The sequence below is a fragment of the Paraburkholderia eburnea genome (assembly GCF_002917095.1).
Classification (GTDB): Bacteria; Pseudomonadota; Gammaproteobacteria; order Burkholderiales; family Burkholderiaceae; genus Paraburkholderia; species Paraburkholderia eburnea.
This window is the reverse complement of the sequence record NZ_PQGA01000001.1, coordinates 571,985-586,281: the sequence shown is the minus strand read 5'-3', so window position 1 is coordinate 586,281 and position 14,297 is coordinate 571,985. Positions and strand designations below refer to the sequence as shown.

General features: G+C 64.6%; 12 protein-coding genes and 1 other RNA gene. 11 read left to right on the top strand and 2 right to left on the bottom strand.

Going from position 1 to position 14,297, the window contains the following annotated elements:
- Positions 1-24: 24 nt before the first annotated feature.
- Positions 25-852, top strand: a complete 828-nt coding sequence (locus tag B0G62_RS02620) for an IclR family transcriptional regulator (RefSeq protein ID WP_103702219.1) — start codon at positions 25-27, stop codon at positions 850-852.
- A 103-nt stretch (positions 853-955) separates the two neighbouring features.
- Here the strand turns inward: B0G62_RS02620 and purB are convergent, their stop codons facing one another.
- Entirely contained in the window at positions 956-2,344 is a 1,389-nt protein-coding gene (purB, locus tag B0G62_RS02615) for an adenylosuccinate lyase (RefSeq protein ID WP_103702217.1), read from the bottom strand.
- Between the two features lie 196 nt (positions 2,345-2,540).
- On the opposite strand from purB, the gene B0G62_RS02610 reads away from it, so the two are divergent.
- The 7 genes from B0G62_RS02610 to B0G62_RS02580 all read left to right on the top strand — a co-directional run bounded on the left by B0G62_RS02610 (position 2,541) and on the right by B0G62_RS02580 (position 10,451).
- On the top strand, positions 2,541-4,370 hold the full coding sequence (locus B0G62_RS02610; RefSeq protein ID WP_341865955.1) for a tetratricopeptide repeat protein: 1,830 nt from the start codon (positions 2,541-2,543) through the stop codon (positions 4,368-4,370).
- 113 nt (positions 4,371-4,483) lie between these two features.
- Complete coding sequence (locus B0G62_RS02605; RefSeq protein WP_103702213.1) at positions 4,484-5,434, top strand: LysR family transcriptional regulator; 951 nt, start codon at positions 4,484-4,486, stop codon at positions 5,432-5,434.
- 301 nt (positions 5,435-5,735) lie between these two features.
- Positions 5,736-7,034: a Glu/Leu/Phe/Val family dehydrogenase gene (locus B0G62_RS02600; protein WP_103702211.1), complete on the top strand. Its 1,299-nt coding sequence runs from the start codon at positions 5,736-5,738 to the stop codon at positions 7,032-7,034.
- Positions 7,035-7,322: 288 nt separating this feature from the next.
- Positions 7,323-8,216, top strand: coding sequence for a glutamate/aspartate ABC transporter substrate-binding protein (locus B0G62_RS02595; RefSeq protein WP_103702209.1), 894 nt, complete (start codon positions 7,323-7,325; stop codon positions 8,214-8,216).
- 95 nt (positions 8,217-8,311) lie between these two features.
- Complete coding sequence (locus tag B0G62_RS02590; RefSeq protein WP_103702207.1) at positions 8,312-9,052, top strand: amino acid ABC transporter permease; 741 nt, start codon at positions 8,312-8,314, stop codon at positions 9,050-9,052.
- Positions 9,052-9,729 (top strand): glutamate/aspartate ABC transporter permease GltK, encoded by a 678-nt coding sequence (gene gltK, locus B0G62_RS02585; protein ID WP_103702205.1) that lies wholly within the window; start codon positions 9,052-9,054, stop codon positions 9,727-9,729. Before B0G62_RS02590 ends, gltK begins: the two co-directional genes overlap by 1 nt.
- The gene (locus B0G62_RS02580) at positions 9,726-10,451 is read left to right on the top strand and encodes an amino acid ABC transporter ATP-binding protein (protein WP_103702204.1); all 726 of its coding nucleotides are present in this window, start codon (positions 9,726-9,728) and stop codon (positions 10,449-10,451) included. The genes gltK and B0G62_RS02580 overlap by 4 nt, the downstream gene beginning before the upstream one ends.
- Before the next feature lie 95 nt (positions 10,452-10,546).
- Here the strand turns inward: B0G62_RS02580 and B0G62_RS02575 are convergent, their stop codons facing one another.
- Positions 10,547-11,467 carry a class II glutamine amidotransferase gene (locus B0G62_RS02575; protein WP_103702202.1) on the bottom strand — a complete coding sequence of 307 codons (921 nt, stop codon included), beginning with the start codon at positions 11,465-11,467 and terminating at the stop codon, positions 10,547-10,549.
- 315 nt (positions 11,468-11,782) lie between these two features.
- Here B0G62_RS02575 and pyrC point away from each other — a divergent pair, with 315 nt between their 5' ends.
- The 3 genes from pyrC to rnpB all read left to right on the top strand — a co-directional run bounded on the left by pyrC (position 11,783) and on the right by rnpB (position 14,232).
- On the top strand, positions 11,783-12,838 hold the full coding sequence (gene pyrC / locus B0G62_RS02570) for a dihydroorotase (protein WP_103702199.1): 1,056 nt from the start codon (positions 11,783-11,785) through the stop codon (positions 12,836-12,838).
- A gap of 8 nt (positions 12,839-12,846) precedes the next feature.
- Complete coding sequence (locus tag B0G62_RS02565) at positions 12,847-13,797, top strand: DUF3025 domain-containing protein (RefSeq protein WP_407671092.1); 951 nt, start codon at positions 12,847-12,849, stop codon at positions 13,795-13,797.
- 24 nt (positions 13,798-13,821) lie between these two features.
- Positions 13,822-14,232: RNase P RNA component class A (rnpB, locus tag B0G62_RS02560), an RNA gene on the top strand.
- Positions 14,233-14,297 lie beyond the last annotated feature (65 nt).

The window sequence follows — 14,297 nt, the reverse complement described above, 5'->3', positions numbered from 1 at the left end:
GCGTGCTTGCCACCACACAGGTTTATGTCCGACTACAACGAGACCGCCCCCGACAGCGACGAGACCTATCTCGTGCCCGCGCTTGAGCGCGGGTTGCGCATTCTCGAGCTGTTCCGCCATCAGGATCCGGTGCTCACGCCGAACGCCATCGCGCAGCGCCTGAACCTGCCGCGCACGACGGCGATCCGTCTCGTGCAGACGCTGCAGTCGCTCGGCTATCTGGAACGCGCGAACCGCGACCGCGACTATCGTCTCGGGCCGCGCGTGATGAAGCTCGGCTTCGAATATCTGAATTCGCTCGCGCTGACCGACATCGGCACGCCCGTGATCGAACGTCTGCGCGACGATACGGGGTGCGCAAGCCATCTGGTGGTGCGCGACGGGCGCGACGTGGTGTTCGTCGCCAAGGCCTGGACGCACGACAACACGCTCAGCACGATCAAGGTGAACGTAGGCACGCGCATTCCGGCTCATGCTTCGGTGCACGGCCACGTGCTGCTCGGCGACTTCAGCGAAGCCGATATCGGCAAGCTGTTTCCCGAGCCGATGCTGCCCACCTATACGCCATACACGCCGCGCAGCGCGACCGAAGTCTACGAGCGCGCGCAGAAGTACGCGGCGGAGGGCTGCGCGGTGAGCGAATCGTCGTTCGAGCCGGGGATTTCGGTGGTGAGCGCGCCGGTGCGCGACAGTTCGGGCCTCATTGCGGCGGCAGTTACCCTGACCGTGGCACGGCCGTTCCTTGAAAAGACGATGGTTGCGGCGGGACTCGTGGACCGCGTGAAGGCGGCGGCGAAGGATCTGTCAGAGCGACTGTGCTTCTACGCAGAGGAAGAGCGCGCGAAGGAATGAGGTCTGCGCGCGGCCGATGCGTGCAAACACAAAAAAGGCGCGCCGTTCATCGCGAACGGCGCGCCTTTTCGCTTTTTTCCGCCTCTTCATCGGGCGGCGACGCTTACGCGATGCGCTTGGCCAGCTCCGCCGCCTTGCCGGTGTACGACGCGGGCGTCATTTCCATCAGACGCTGCTTCGCTTCTTCGGGAATCGCGAGGCCCGTCACGAAGGTCTGCAGCGCTTCGCGCGTGATGCCCTTGCCGCGTGTGAGTTCCTTCAACTGCTCGTACGGGTTTTCGATGCCGTAACGGCGCATGACGGTCTGCACCGGCTCGGCCAGCACTTCCCACGTGGCGTCGAGGTCTTCGTTCAGGCGCTGCGGATTCACTTCGAGCTTGTCCAGACCTCGGATCAGCGCATCGTACGAAAGCAGCGAATAGCCGAGCGCGACGCCGATATTGCGCAGCACCGTCGAGTCGGTCAGGTCGCGCTGCCAGCGCGAAACCGGCAGCTTGTCGGCGAGGTGGCGCAGCGTTGCGTTGGCAAGGCCAAGGTTGCCTTCCGAGTTTTCGAAGTCGATCGGGTTGACCTTGTGCGGCATGGTCGACGAGCCGATTTCGCCGGCCTTGGTCTTCTGCTTGAAGTAGCCGAGCGAGATGTAGCCCCACACGTCGCGGTCGAGGTCGAGCAGGATCGTGTTCGCGCGCGCGATGGCGTCGAACAGTTCGGCCATGTAATCGTGCGGCTCGATCTGGATGGTGTACGGGTTGAAGGTCAGCTTCAGGCGCTGTTCGACGACTTCCTTCGAGAACGCTTCCCAGTCGAATTCCGGATACGCCGACAGATGCGCGTTGAAGTTGCCGACCGCGCCGTTCATCTTGCCGAGCAGTTCGACCTTCTCGATACGCTGGATCGCGCGCGCGAGGCGCGCCGCGACGTTGGCGATTTCCTTGCCGAGCGTCGTGGGGCTGGCGGGCTGGCCGTGCGTGCGCGAGAGCATCGGCTGGTCGGCGTGCGTGTGCGCGAGCTTCACAAGACGCTCGTAGACCGAGCGCAGCGCCGGCAGGATCACGTGTTCGCGCGCGCCGGCGATCATCAGGCCGTGCGACGTGTTGTTGATGTCTTCCGAGGTGCAGGCGAAGTGGATGAACTCGCTTGCGCGCTCCAGCTCCGGCTGGCCCTTCACCGATTCCTTGAGCCAGTATTCGACGGCCTTCACGTCATGGTTCGTCACGCGCTCGATGTCCTTGATGCGCGCGGCGTCGTGCGCCGTGAAGTTCTCGGCGAGCTTGAGCAGGAACTGCTCCGACGCTTCCGAGAAACGCGGCACTTCCGCGAAGCCGGCTTGCGACAGCGCGATCAGCCAGTGGATTTCCACGGTCACGCGGTTGCGCATGAACGCGGCTTCCGAGAGCCAGTCGCGCAGGGCTTCGGTTTTCGAGGCGTAGCGGCCATCGAGTGGGGAGAGCGCGTTGAGCGCGAAGAGGGTATCGGGACGGGTGTCGGACATGATGGGGACGTAACGGGTGACGTTACGATCAGAAAGGAACCGGGGGGAGCCGACTATTTTATCACCACGCTGACAGCGCCCGGGCGGCAATCCGGGCGCAGGCCGCAGTTAGCGTAGGGCCGGGGATGGCGCGGTTTTCGGACTCATCTGACAGACTTCAGAGGGAAGCGGCGATACCGTTGGAAGGTCGGCAGCGTTGGCTGCTTTCCGTCTGGCGATCCGCATGAACTACGATTCCGCTTCTTCTTCTGTGTCCGATGCCTCCATGCTCGTCGAAGCCGGTCTTGCCGAGCATCGCGAGGGCCGCACTGACGCCGCGCACGCGCTCTACCAGCGTGCGCTCGCCTGCGATCCGGGTTGCGCTGCGGCGCTGCACTATCTGGGCGTGCTCGCCATGGGCCGCGACGATCTCGCAGGCGCGGCGTCGCTCATGGACCGGGCGCTTGCGCTCGCGCCTCGCGACGCCGAATGCCTGAGCAACCGTGGCGTCGCGGCTGCGCGCCTGAACGATCAGTCCGGCGCGGCGGTATTCCAGCGCAAGGCCATCGAGCAGGCGCCCGGTTTCGCGAATGCGCACAACAATCTCGGCAACGCGCTGATGGAACTCGCGGACCTCGCGGGCGCCCAGCATCACTATCGCCAGGCGCGCGCGCTGGACCCGCAATCGGCGCATTTCGCCTTCAACCTGGGTCGCGCGCTCGAAAAGGCGAACCGCCCCGACGAGGCCATCGCGCAATATCGCGAGGCGCGCGCCCTCGGCGCGGACGACACGCCCACACTCATGTCGCTCGGCAGGCTGCTGCGGGCCGCGAAGGAGCCGGCCCAAGCCGCGGTCTGCTTCGAGCGCGTCGTCGCACGCGAGCCGGACAACGCGAGTGCGCATTTCGAACTGGGCTACGTCTATGACGCCATGCATCGCTACGAGGAGGCGATCCCGCTCTATCAGCGCGCGGCGCAACTGCAGCCCTATGCGGCGGGCGCAGTGAACAATCTTGCCTTCGCCTACACGGCGCTTGCGCGCTATGACGAAGCGGAAGTCCACTACCGACGCGCGCTGGAACTCAACCCCGGTCTGCCCGAGTCGCAATTCCAGCTCGGCATGCTGCTGTTGCGCCGCGAAGCGTACGCCGAAGGCTGGCCGCTGTTCGAGAACCGCAAGACCACTTCGGTCGGCAGGCCCAACTATCGCAAGCTCCCGTGCGCCGAATGGCAAGGCGAGCCGCTTGCAGGCAAGCGCCTGCTGATCGCGCGCGAGCAGGGCGTGGGCGACCAGATCCAGTTCGTGCGCTACGCGGGCCTTGCCGCCGCGATGGGCGCGCGCGTCGATGCGTGGGTCGCGCCGGAACTGGCGTCGCTCGCGGCGACGGTGCCGGGCGTCGCGCGCGTGCTCGACGCCGCGCCCAGTGACGAGGTCATCGCCGCGAATTACGACTACTGGTGCGACGTGATGAGCCTGCCGCGGAAGTTTCCGGGCCGGCCGATCTACGCCGCCACGCCCTACATGCACGCCGATGCGGCGCAAGCAGGCGCCTGGCGCGAGCGGGTGGCAACGCTTTCGCCTGGTGCGCACCGGCGTATCGGCCTCGTGTGGGCCGGCAATCCGCGCCATCACTTCGACGCGTTCCGCTCGGTGCCGCTCACGACCTTGCTGCCGCTCGCCGCGCTCGAAGGCAACAGCTGGTTCGCGATCCAGAAAGGGCCGGGCGCGACCCAGCTCGCCGATGTGGCGGGCCGCTGGCCTCTGCATGCAATCGGCGACGAACTGCACGATTTCGCCAGTACGGCCGCGCTGATCGAAAACCTCGATCTCGTTATCACCGTCGATACCTCGGTTGCGCATCTCGCGGGCGCGCTGGGCAAGCCGGTCTGGGTGTTGCTGGCCGCGCAGCCCGACTGGCGCTGGGGCATGGGGCGCGAGGATTCGGTCTGGTATCCGTCGGCGCGCGTGTTCCGGCAGACCACGCTCGGCGACTGGAGCGGCGTGCTGGCGGCGTTGCAACAGGCGTTGAGCGAAACGGCGAAGTAACTGACCGGAATGCGTGGCCAGAATGCGTTCGCTGTCAGAAATCCGCCGCACCTGCTCCAGGCCGCCGCGCGCGGGCCTAGAATGCGGACTTCTCATCCGCTCCCTGGTCCCGCATGGAACTCAAATGGCTCGAAGACTTCGTTTCGCTCGCGGAAACGCATAGTTTCAGCCGCTCCGCCGAGCTGCGCCACGTCACCCAGCCGGCGTTCTCGCGCCGCATCCAGGCGCTCGAAGGGTGGCTCGGCACCGAACTGATCGATCGTTCGGTTTATCCGACGCGTCTGACATCGGCGGGCCAGGTGTTCTACGAGCAGGCGCTCGCGATGCTGTCGCAGTTCCACGAGGCGCGCACCGTGCTGCGCGGCCACACGGCCACGCCCGAGGCGACCATCGAATTCGCGGTGCCGCACACGCTCTCGCTCACGTACTTTCCGCGCTGGCTTCAGCGCGTCGAGGCGAAGCTCGGCCGCATCCACACGCGTTTGCGTGCGCTCAACGTCCACGACGCCGTGCTGTCGCTGGTGGAGGGCGGCTGCGACCTCGTGATGGGCTATCACCACCCGAGCCATCCGGTGACGCTCGATCCGGCGCGTTACGACACGCTTACGCTCGGCATCGAATCGATCAGCCCGTATTCGGCGCCGCAGCGCGCGGGCCGCGCGCGCTACACGTTGCCGGGCACGCCCGACGCGCCCACCCCTTACCTTTCCTACACGCCGAACGCCTATCTTGGCCGCATGACCGAGGTGATCGTCGCCAATGCGCCGACGCGGCTCTATCTGGACCGCGTCTATGAAACCGACATGGCCGAAGGCCTCAAGGCGATGACGCAGGCCGGGCACGGCATCGCGTTCCTCCCGCACAGCGCCGTGGAGGAAGCCGTCGCGCAGGGCAAGCTGATCCGGCTCGACCGTGGCACGCGCGGCGCGCCCGAAGGCCAGTTCACGCTCGACATGGAGATTCGCCTGTATCGCGACAAGCTCGCCTCGCAGGGCGACGACGCCCGCGAAGCGCTCGTGCGCGCGCTCTGGGACGCCGTGAGCAAGGAAATCGCGCTCGGTTAATTCGAGCCGAACGCCCTATCGGCAAGATATGGATGCGAGAGCAGGCATGGCGGCGCAAGCTGCCGTGCCTGTTTTTCATTGGCGCACTGCTGTTTTGCGCGTCCCGTAACAATCGTTGCGGCGTGTTGCCGCAGCCGCCCGATCCCCGCCTAAGCCCGCCAATCCTGGATTCCCGCGACACGTTCTTTCGAATTTTCCAAGGTTATGCACGAAAAGCATAACGTGATGAACAAACGGCATTGGCGTTCGGGTGGGCGTTTTCTGACAATTGCACCCACTTGTTCGATCGCTTGGAGCGTTCATGTCTTCCCAATCGCAGTCTGCAGTGTCTTCGGTTCCTTCCTACCTTCACGCCGACGCGCTCGGTCCGTGGGGCAACTATCTCCGTCAGGTGGATCGCGTCGCGCCGTACCTCGGCCCGCTGTCGCGCTGGCTCGAAACGCTCAAGCGTCCGAAGCGGATTCTGATCGTCGATTGCCCGATCGAACTCGATAACGGCACCGTTGCCCACTTCGAAGGCTACCGCGTGCAGCACAACGTTTCGCGTGGTCCCGGCAAGGGCGGCGTGCGTTATCACCAGGACGTTACGTTGTCCGAAGTGATGGCGCTGTCCGCGTGGATGTCGGTGAAGAACGCTGCCGTGAACGTGCCGTACGGCGGTGCGAAGGGCGGTATCCGTGTCGATCCGCGCACGCTCTCGCGTGGTGAGCTTGAGCGCCTGACGCGCCGCTACACCAGCGAAATCGGCATCATCATCGGACCGAACACCGACATTCCCGCGCCGGACGTCAACACGAACGAGCAGATCATGGCGTGGATGATGGACACGTACTCCATGAACCAGGGCCAGACGTCCACGGGTGTCGTGACCGGCAAGCCGATCTCGCTGGGCGGCTCGCTCGGCCGTCGCGAAGCCACGGGCCGCGGCGTGTTCGTGGTCGGTTGCGAAGCCGCGCGCCGCAAGGGTCTGTCGATCGAAGGCGCACGCATTGCCGTGCAGGGTTTCGGTAACGTCGGCGGCATCGCTGCGCGTCTGTTCCAGGAAGCCGGCTCGAAGCTCGTCGCGGTGCAGGACCACACCGGCTCGCTCTACAAGTCCACGGGTATCGACGCCGACGCGTTGCTTGAGCATGTGGCAAAGACGGGCGGCGTGGCAGGCTTCGCCGGCGCCGACATGCTCGGCAACGACGAATTCTGGACCATCGAAACCGACATCCTGATCCCGGCCGCGCTGGAAAACCAGATCACGGAACACAACGCCGGCAAGATCCGCACGAAGATCATCGTCGAAGGCGCGAACGGCCCGACCACGACGGCGGCCGACGACATCCTGCACGACAAGGGCATCCTCGTGATTCCGGACGTGGTGGCGAACGCGGGCGGCGTGACCGTTTCGTACTTCGAGTGGGTGCAGGACTTCTCTAGCTTCTTCTGGACCGAAGGCGAAATCAACGAACGACTGGAGCGCGTGATGCGCGAAGCGTTCACGGCGGTCTGGCAAGTGTCGAGCGAGCAGGGCGTGTCGATGCGTACCGCGGCGTTTATCGTGGCCTGTAAGCGCATCCTGATGGCGCGCGAAATGCGCGGTCTGTACCCCTGATCGATGGCGGCGCGCCAATGGCGCGTCGAGTCATCGCAAAGCGGTAAAAATTGCGCCGCCGGCTTGTCCGCGGCGGCTGACGGGCGGTCCCCACAAGGGGCCGCCCGTTTTTGCATTGGCACTGTGAAAAACGTATGAAAACGGCTGGGAAGAGGGCGTTTTCATGTGCCGCGCAAGCCTGTTTCAAAGCGCCTTGTGCGTGCCTGCAACGCCAGGGTCGGCCTTTATTCTTTCAATATAATTACTTTGCTACACTGCCCCCGATCCATGCCAAGAAGGAGATCACAGATGAAATTCAAAAAGGCCGCGCTCGTTCTCGCCACCCTCGGACTGGTCGCCGTCGGTGCACACGCGCAGGACTCGGGGACGCTCAAAAAGATCAAGGACACCGGCGTCATCTCGCTGGGCCACCGCGAATCGTCGATTCCGTTTTCGTACTATGACGACAAGCAGAATGTGATCGGCTATTCGCAGGACTTCGCGATGAAGATCGTCGAGGCGGTCAAGCAGAAGCTGAACATGCCGAACCTCAAGGTCAAGATGGTGCCGATCACGTCGCAGAACCGCATTCCGCTCGTGCAGAACGGCACGATCGACATCGAATGCGGCTCGACCACGAACAACGCCGAGCGCCAGCAGCAAGCCGCCTTCACGAACACGATCTTCGTGATCGGCACGCGCCTGATGACGAAGAAAGATTCGGGCATCAAGGATTTCGCCGACCTCAAGGGCAAGACCGTCGTGACGACGGCGGGCACCACGTCGGAGCGTCTGCTGCGCAAGATGAACCAGGACAAGAACCTGGGCATGAACATCATCAGCGCGAAGGATCACGGCGAGTCGTTCATGACGCTCTCCTCGGGCCGCGCGGTGGCATTCATGATGGACGACGCGCTGCTCGCGGGCGAGCGCGCCAAGTCGAACAACCCGGGCGATTTCGTGATCGTCGGCACGGCGCAATCGCGTGAAGCGTACGGCTGCATGCTGCGCAAGAACGACCCCGAGTTCAAGAAGGTCGCCGACGACGCAATCGCCAAGGTCGAAACCTCGGGCGAAGCCGACGCGATCTACAAGAAGTGGTTCGAATCGCCGATTCCGCCGAAGGGTCTCAACCTGAACTTCCCGGAAAGCGACGACATGAAGGCGCTCTACAAGAGCCCGAACGACAAGGCTATCGACTGATTCAGGCCTTAAAAACCTGATCAGCGTGTAAAACAGGACGGAAGAAGCGGGCGCAGAAGCGACGCTTCTTCCGTTCTTTTTGTTGGAGTCTCTTCATGTCCTATCACTGGAACTGGGGCATTCTGCTCAGCCCGGTCTCGACGGGCGAACCGACCACTTACCTTGGCTGGCTGATTTCGGGCCTCTGGGTGACGGTGTCGGTGTCGCTGTGCGCGTGGGTGATCGCGCTCATCGTCGGCTCGTTCTTCGGTGTGCTGCGCACGGTGCCGAACCGTTTCCTCGCGGGCGTCGGCACGGTGTACGTGGCGATCTTCCGCAACATCCCGCTCATCGCGCAGTTCTTCATCTGGTACTTCGTGCTGCCCGAACTCGTGCCGCCATCGCTCGGCAATGCGTTCAAGCAACTGCCGCCGGGGGTGCAGTTCTTTTCGGCGTCGGTGATCTGTCTGGGCCTCTTCACGGCGGCGCGCGTGTGCGAGCAGGTGCGCTCGGGCATCAACGCGCTGCCGCGCGGCCAGCGCGCCGCCGGGTTTGCGATGGGCTTGACGCAGTGGCAGACGTATCGCTACGTACTCCTGCCGGTTGCGTACCGCATCATCGTGCCGCCGCTCACGTCCGAATTCCTGAACATCTTCAAGAACTCGGCGGTGGCGTCCACCATCGGTCTGCTCGATCTGTCCGCGCAGGCGCGTCAGCTCGTGGACTACACGGCGCAAACCTATGAGTCGTTCATTGCGGTCACGCTCGCCTACGTGCTGATCAATCTGATCGTCATGACGCTGATGCGCTGGGTCGAAGCGAAGACCCGGTTGCCCGGCTATATCGGAGGCAAGTGATGCATCATTTCGACTGGAGCGGCATTCCGGGCGCGCTGCCGACGTTGTGGACCGGCGCCATCGTCACCTTCAAGATCACGGTTTGCGCGATCGTCGTCGGGATTCTGTGGGGCACGCTGCTCGCGCTCATGCGGCTGTCGGGCGTGAAGCCGCTCGAATGGTTCGCCAAGGGCTACGTCACGGTGTTCCGCTCGATCCCGCTCGTGATGGTTCTGCTGTGGTTCTTCCTGATCGTGCCGCAGGTGCTGCAAAATCTGCTCGGTCTGTCGGCCGATATCGACATTCGCCTCGCTTCCGCGATGATCGCGTTCTCGCTGTTCGAGGCCGCGTATTATTCGGAGATCATTCGCGCGGGCATTCAGGCGGTGCCGCGCGGGCAGGTCAACGCGTCGTTCGCGCTCGGTATGCGTTATGGTCAGGCGATGCAGTACGTGGTGCTGCCGCAGGCGTTTCGCGCGATGGTGCCGCTGTTGCTCACGCAGGCCATCGTGCTCTTTCAGGACACGTCGCTCGTCTACGTCATCAGTCTCGCCGACTTTTTCCGCACGGCCACCAATGTGGGCGATCGTGACGGAACGATGGTCGAGATGGTACTGTTCGCGGGCGCATGCTATTTCGTGATCTGCGTGATCGCGTCGAGCCTTGTGAAAGGACTTCAGAAAAAGGTCGCAAGATGATTTCAATCAAGAACGTTTCGAAGTGGTACGGCCAGTTCCAGGTGCTGACCGACTGCACGACGGAAGTGAAGAAGGGAGAAGTGGTGGTGGTGTGCGGGCCGTCGGGCTCGGGCAAGTCCACGCTCATCAAGACCGTCAACGGACTGGAGCCGTTCCAGCAGGGCGAGATTCTCGTGAACGGCGAGTCGGTGGGCGACAAGCGCACCAATCTCTCGAAGCTGCGCGCGAAGGTGGGCATGGTGTTCCAGCACTTCGAGCTGTTTCCGCACCTGTCGATCACCGAAAATCTCACGCTCGCGCAGATCAAGGTGCTGGGCCGCAGCAAGGACGAGGCCACGCAAAAGGGCTTGAAGCTGCTTGATCGCGTTGGCCTGCGCGCGCACGCGGACAAATTCCCCGGCCAGCTGTCGGGCGGTCAGCAGCAGCGCGTGGCGATTGCGCGCGCGCTGTCGATGGACCCGGTCGCAATGCTGTTCGACGAACCCACATCGGCGCTCGATCCCGAGATGATCAACGAAGTGCTCGACGTGATGGTGGAACTGGCCCAGGAAGGCATGACCATGATGTGCGTGACGCACGAAATGGGCTTTGCGAAGAAAGTCGCGCATCGCGTGATCTTCATGGACAAGGGCGCCATCGTCGAAGACGACCGCAAGGATGACTTCTTCGCCAATCCGAAGTCGGACCGCGCCAAGGATTTTCTCGCGAAGATCCTGCACTGAGGCCACGCCGCGTTCTCCGGAACGTGGCGCAGGCAACGAAAAAGCCGCGCAGCCCATTGGGCTTGCGCGGCTTTTTTATCGGCGGAGTAGGCGGCTTATTCGCCCCAGCTCTGCAAGGCGGCGACGGCTTCCGGATCAACTTCGCCCGGCTGCTGCGCGCACGGCGAAATGCGCGATGCGCTCGCGGACGCGTCCAGCGTCGGGTTCTTCAGCTTGTCGAGCACCTTCTGCGGCACCGGCACGCGAGTCTGCGCGATCACCTCGCCGTGCTGGAACATCAGCAGGTCGCCGGGGGCGAAGCGGGTCCAGACTTCGTTGTCGGTGAGCGGAGCCGTGGCGATCACGGCCACGCGGTCTTCAGGCGTGGTGTATTTCGCGAAGTCGATCGACACGTCGGCGTCCACCAGATGCGCGGTCGAAAACGGCCAGCGGCGCACCAGATAGTGCAGATGGGTCGAGCAGTGCGCGAACAGCGCCTGGCCGTTCGACATCAGGAAATTGAACACGCCGAACTGCGTGATCTCGCGCGTGAGCGTTTCGAGCGCGGCGAACAGTTCATCGAGCGGCGGCTGCGAGCCCGGAAATGCCTTGCGCAAGCCTTGCAGCAGCAGGCAGAAGGCGCGCTCGCTGTCGGTGGTGCCGACCGGCTGATAGACGTCGGTGAGGACCGGATTGAAGTCCTGCAGGTCGCCGTTGTGCGCGAAGATCCAGTGGCGGCCCCAGAGTTCGCGCTGGAACGGATGGCTGTTTTCGAGCGAGCAGCCGCCCTGGGTGGCTTTGCGGATATGGGCGATGGTGTTGCGCGACTTGATCGGATAGCGCTTGACCATCTCGGCGATGGGCGAGCGGGCCGACGCCTCGTTGTCGATGAAGAGGCGGCAGGCCTTGTCCTCGAAGAACGCGATCCCCCAGCCGTCGGCGTGGTGATCGGTGGCGCCGCCGCGCGCCGCGAATCCAGTGAAGGAGAACGTGACGTCCGTCGGCGCGGCGCAGTTCATTCCGAGAAGTTGGCACATGGCGCGTGTCTGATGCTGTGATACCGCGGGTGACGCCGGGCCGAAACTGGCCCAAGGCTGACAGCGTGACCCGGTACAATGATGATTTTCCAAGCATATCATCGGGCTGCGGCGCGCCAATACGAAATTTGTCGGATGCTTTCCCGCCCTGCGCGAAAGCGTCGCCGGTCAAACGTGCGCGCCGGGGTTGGCGCGAGTTCGGCGGGCCACTGGCTGTCGTGTGCGCGCGACGCCTCGTCACGCTGCGCTGCCCCCGCTTTTGCCCGCTGGTTGCCTTGTTGTCGATCCCACCGCGCATCACGTATCAGACTAGCCATGAACGCTTCCACCCCCACGACTCTTACGCTCGCCCGCCCCGACGACTGGCACCTGCACGTGCGCGACGGCGCGATGCTCGCGGCGGTCCTGCCGCACACCGCGCGCCAGTTCGGCCGCGCGATCATCATGCCGAACCTGAAGCCGCCGGTCACCACGACCGAACAGGCCGCTGCGTACCGCGAGCGCATCCTCGCGGCGCTGCCCGCAGGCGTGAAGTTCGAGCCGCTGATGACGCTCTATCTCACCGACAACACGCCGGCCGACGAAATCCGCCGTGCGAAGGCAAGCGGCTTCGTGCATGGCGTGAAGCTGTATCCGGCGGGCGCGACCACCAATTCCGACGCGGGCGTGACGGACATCCGCAAGTGCGCGAAGGCGCTGGAAGCGATGCAGGAAGTGGGCATGCCGCTGCTCGTGCACGGCGAAGTCACGAGTCCGGACATCGACCTGTTCGATCGCGAGAAGGTCTTCATCGACCGCGTGATGACGCCGCTGCGCCGCGACTTCCCGGGCCTGAAGGTGGTGTTCGAACACATCACGACCAAGGACGCCGTCGATTACATCCGCGCCGATAACGCCGCTCCCGGCCTGCTGGGTGCGACCATCACGGCGCATCACCTGCTGTACAACCGCAACGCGATCTTCCTCGGCGGTATCCGTCCGCATTACTACTGTCTGCCGGTGCTCAAGCGCGAGACGCATCGCGTGGCGCTGGTCGAGGCGGCGACGTCGGGCGACGCTCGCTTCTTCCTCGGCACCGATAGCGCGCCGCACGCAAAGGGCCTGAAGGAGCACGCCTGCGGCTGCGCGGGCTGCTACACGGCGCTGCACGCGCTGGAGCTTTATGCCGAAGCGTTCGACAACGCGGGCGCGCTCGACAAGCTGGAAGGCTTCGCGAGCTTCTTCGGCGCGGACTTCTACGGCCTGCCGCGCAGCGCCGAAACGGTCACGCTGCGCCGCGAAGACTGGACGCTGCCGGCGGAAGTCGAAGCGGGCGGCGTGCCCGTCGTGCCGCTGCGTGGCGGCGAGACGATCGGCTGGAAGCTGGATTGAGCATAGCGATGCCCGGCGCAGTGACGCCCGGTGTAGCGACGTCCGGCGTGGCGACGCCCGGCGTGGCGACGCCCGGCGTGGCGACGCCCGAAGCGATCGAAGCGAGCGCATCCATGCAGCCGAAGTCGCCGCGCCGGAGCCTGCCCGAAGGCAGTTTCGCCGATATCGACTGGGCGCACCCGTGGTTCGCCCAGCACGAAGCGCGCGGACGTCGCTGGCAGCAGGCCGCGCTGGCGGGTTACGCGCGCTATCTGCAAGAACTGAACGCCGATGCACGCGCGGCCGGCCACCGCACGGGCCGCGGCCAGGCGCTCGGCTTCATCGCGCAGGACGATCTGCCGGAAGGCGCATCCTACGAAGGGCACATCGCCGCGACGGGCGGGGTGCCCACGCGCCACAACCTGCATGACTTCTTCAACGCGCTGCACTGGTTCGCGTTTCCGCGCATCAAGGCGACGCTCAACGCGCGTCAGGCCGATGCGATCGACGTGCTGGGCGTAGGCCCGACGCGCGGCGGCGTGCGCGACGCGCTCACGCTGTTCGACGAAAACGCCGTGCTGTTCGCGAGCGCCGATCCTGCGCTCACGCAGGCGCTGCGCGACTTCGACTGGCGCGCGCTGTTCGTCGCGGGGCGCACGAAGTGGGATTGCGCCTGCGAAGTACGCATGTTCGGTCACGCGCTGCTCGAAAAATTGATCGCGCCCTATGTCGCGTGCACGGCGCACGCCTGGGTGGTCGACGTCCCCGAAATCTACTTCGCGTGGCCGCGCGCGCAGCGCAACACGTATCTGGACGAAGTGGTGAGCACGAGCCTCGCCGCCGACGGCAACCTGAGCGGCCGCAGCTTCGCACCGCTGCCGGTGCTGGGCATTCCGGGCTGGTGGGCGGCCAACGAAGATCCTTCGTTCTACGACGACACCTCGGTGTTTCGTCCGGGGCGCCGTCAGCGCCCACGCTGAAGGCGTGCTAATATCGCGCCTCGCAAAGCAGGCCAGGCAGTCGCGGCCCCGAGACTTCGGTCGAGGGGGCGAGGAAAGTCCGGACTCCACAGGGCAGGGTGATGGCTAACGGCCATCCGTGGCGACACGCGGAACAGGGCAACAGAGAACAGACCGCCGATGGCCCGATTTCGGTCGGGATCAGGTAAGGGTGAAACGGTGCGGTAAGAGCGCACCGCGTCTGCGGTGACGTAGACGGCACGGTAACCTCCACCCGGAGCAATTCCAAGTAGGCAGGCGCGCATCTTCGGGATGCAGGATGGGGCCCCCATTTCGTCTGCGGGTAGGAAGCTTGAGCGCGTCAGCAATGGCGCGCCTAGAGGAATGGCTGCCACGCGCGGCGCGTTTTCGGACGCGGCGTGTGCACAGAATCCGGCTTATCGGCCTGCTTTGCAGCCTCATTCATGCAAAAAGCCGGCGCGGTTCATCAAGAACCGCGCCGGCTTTTTCTTTTGCTGCGG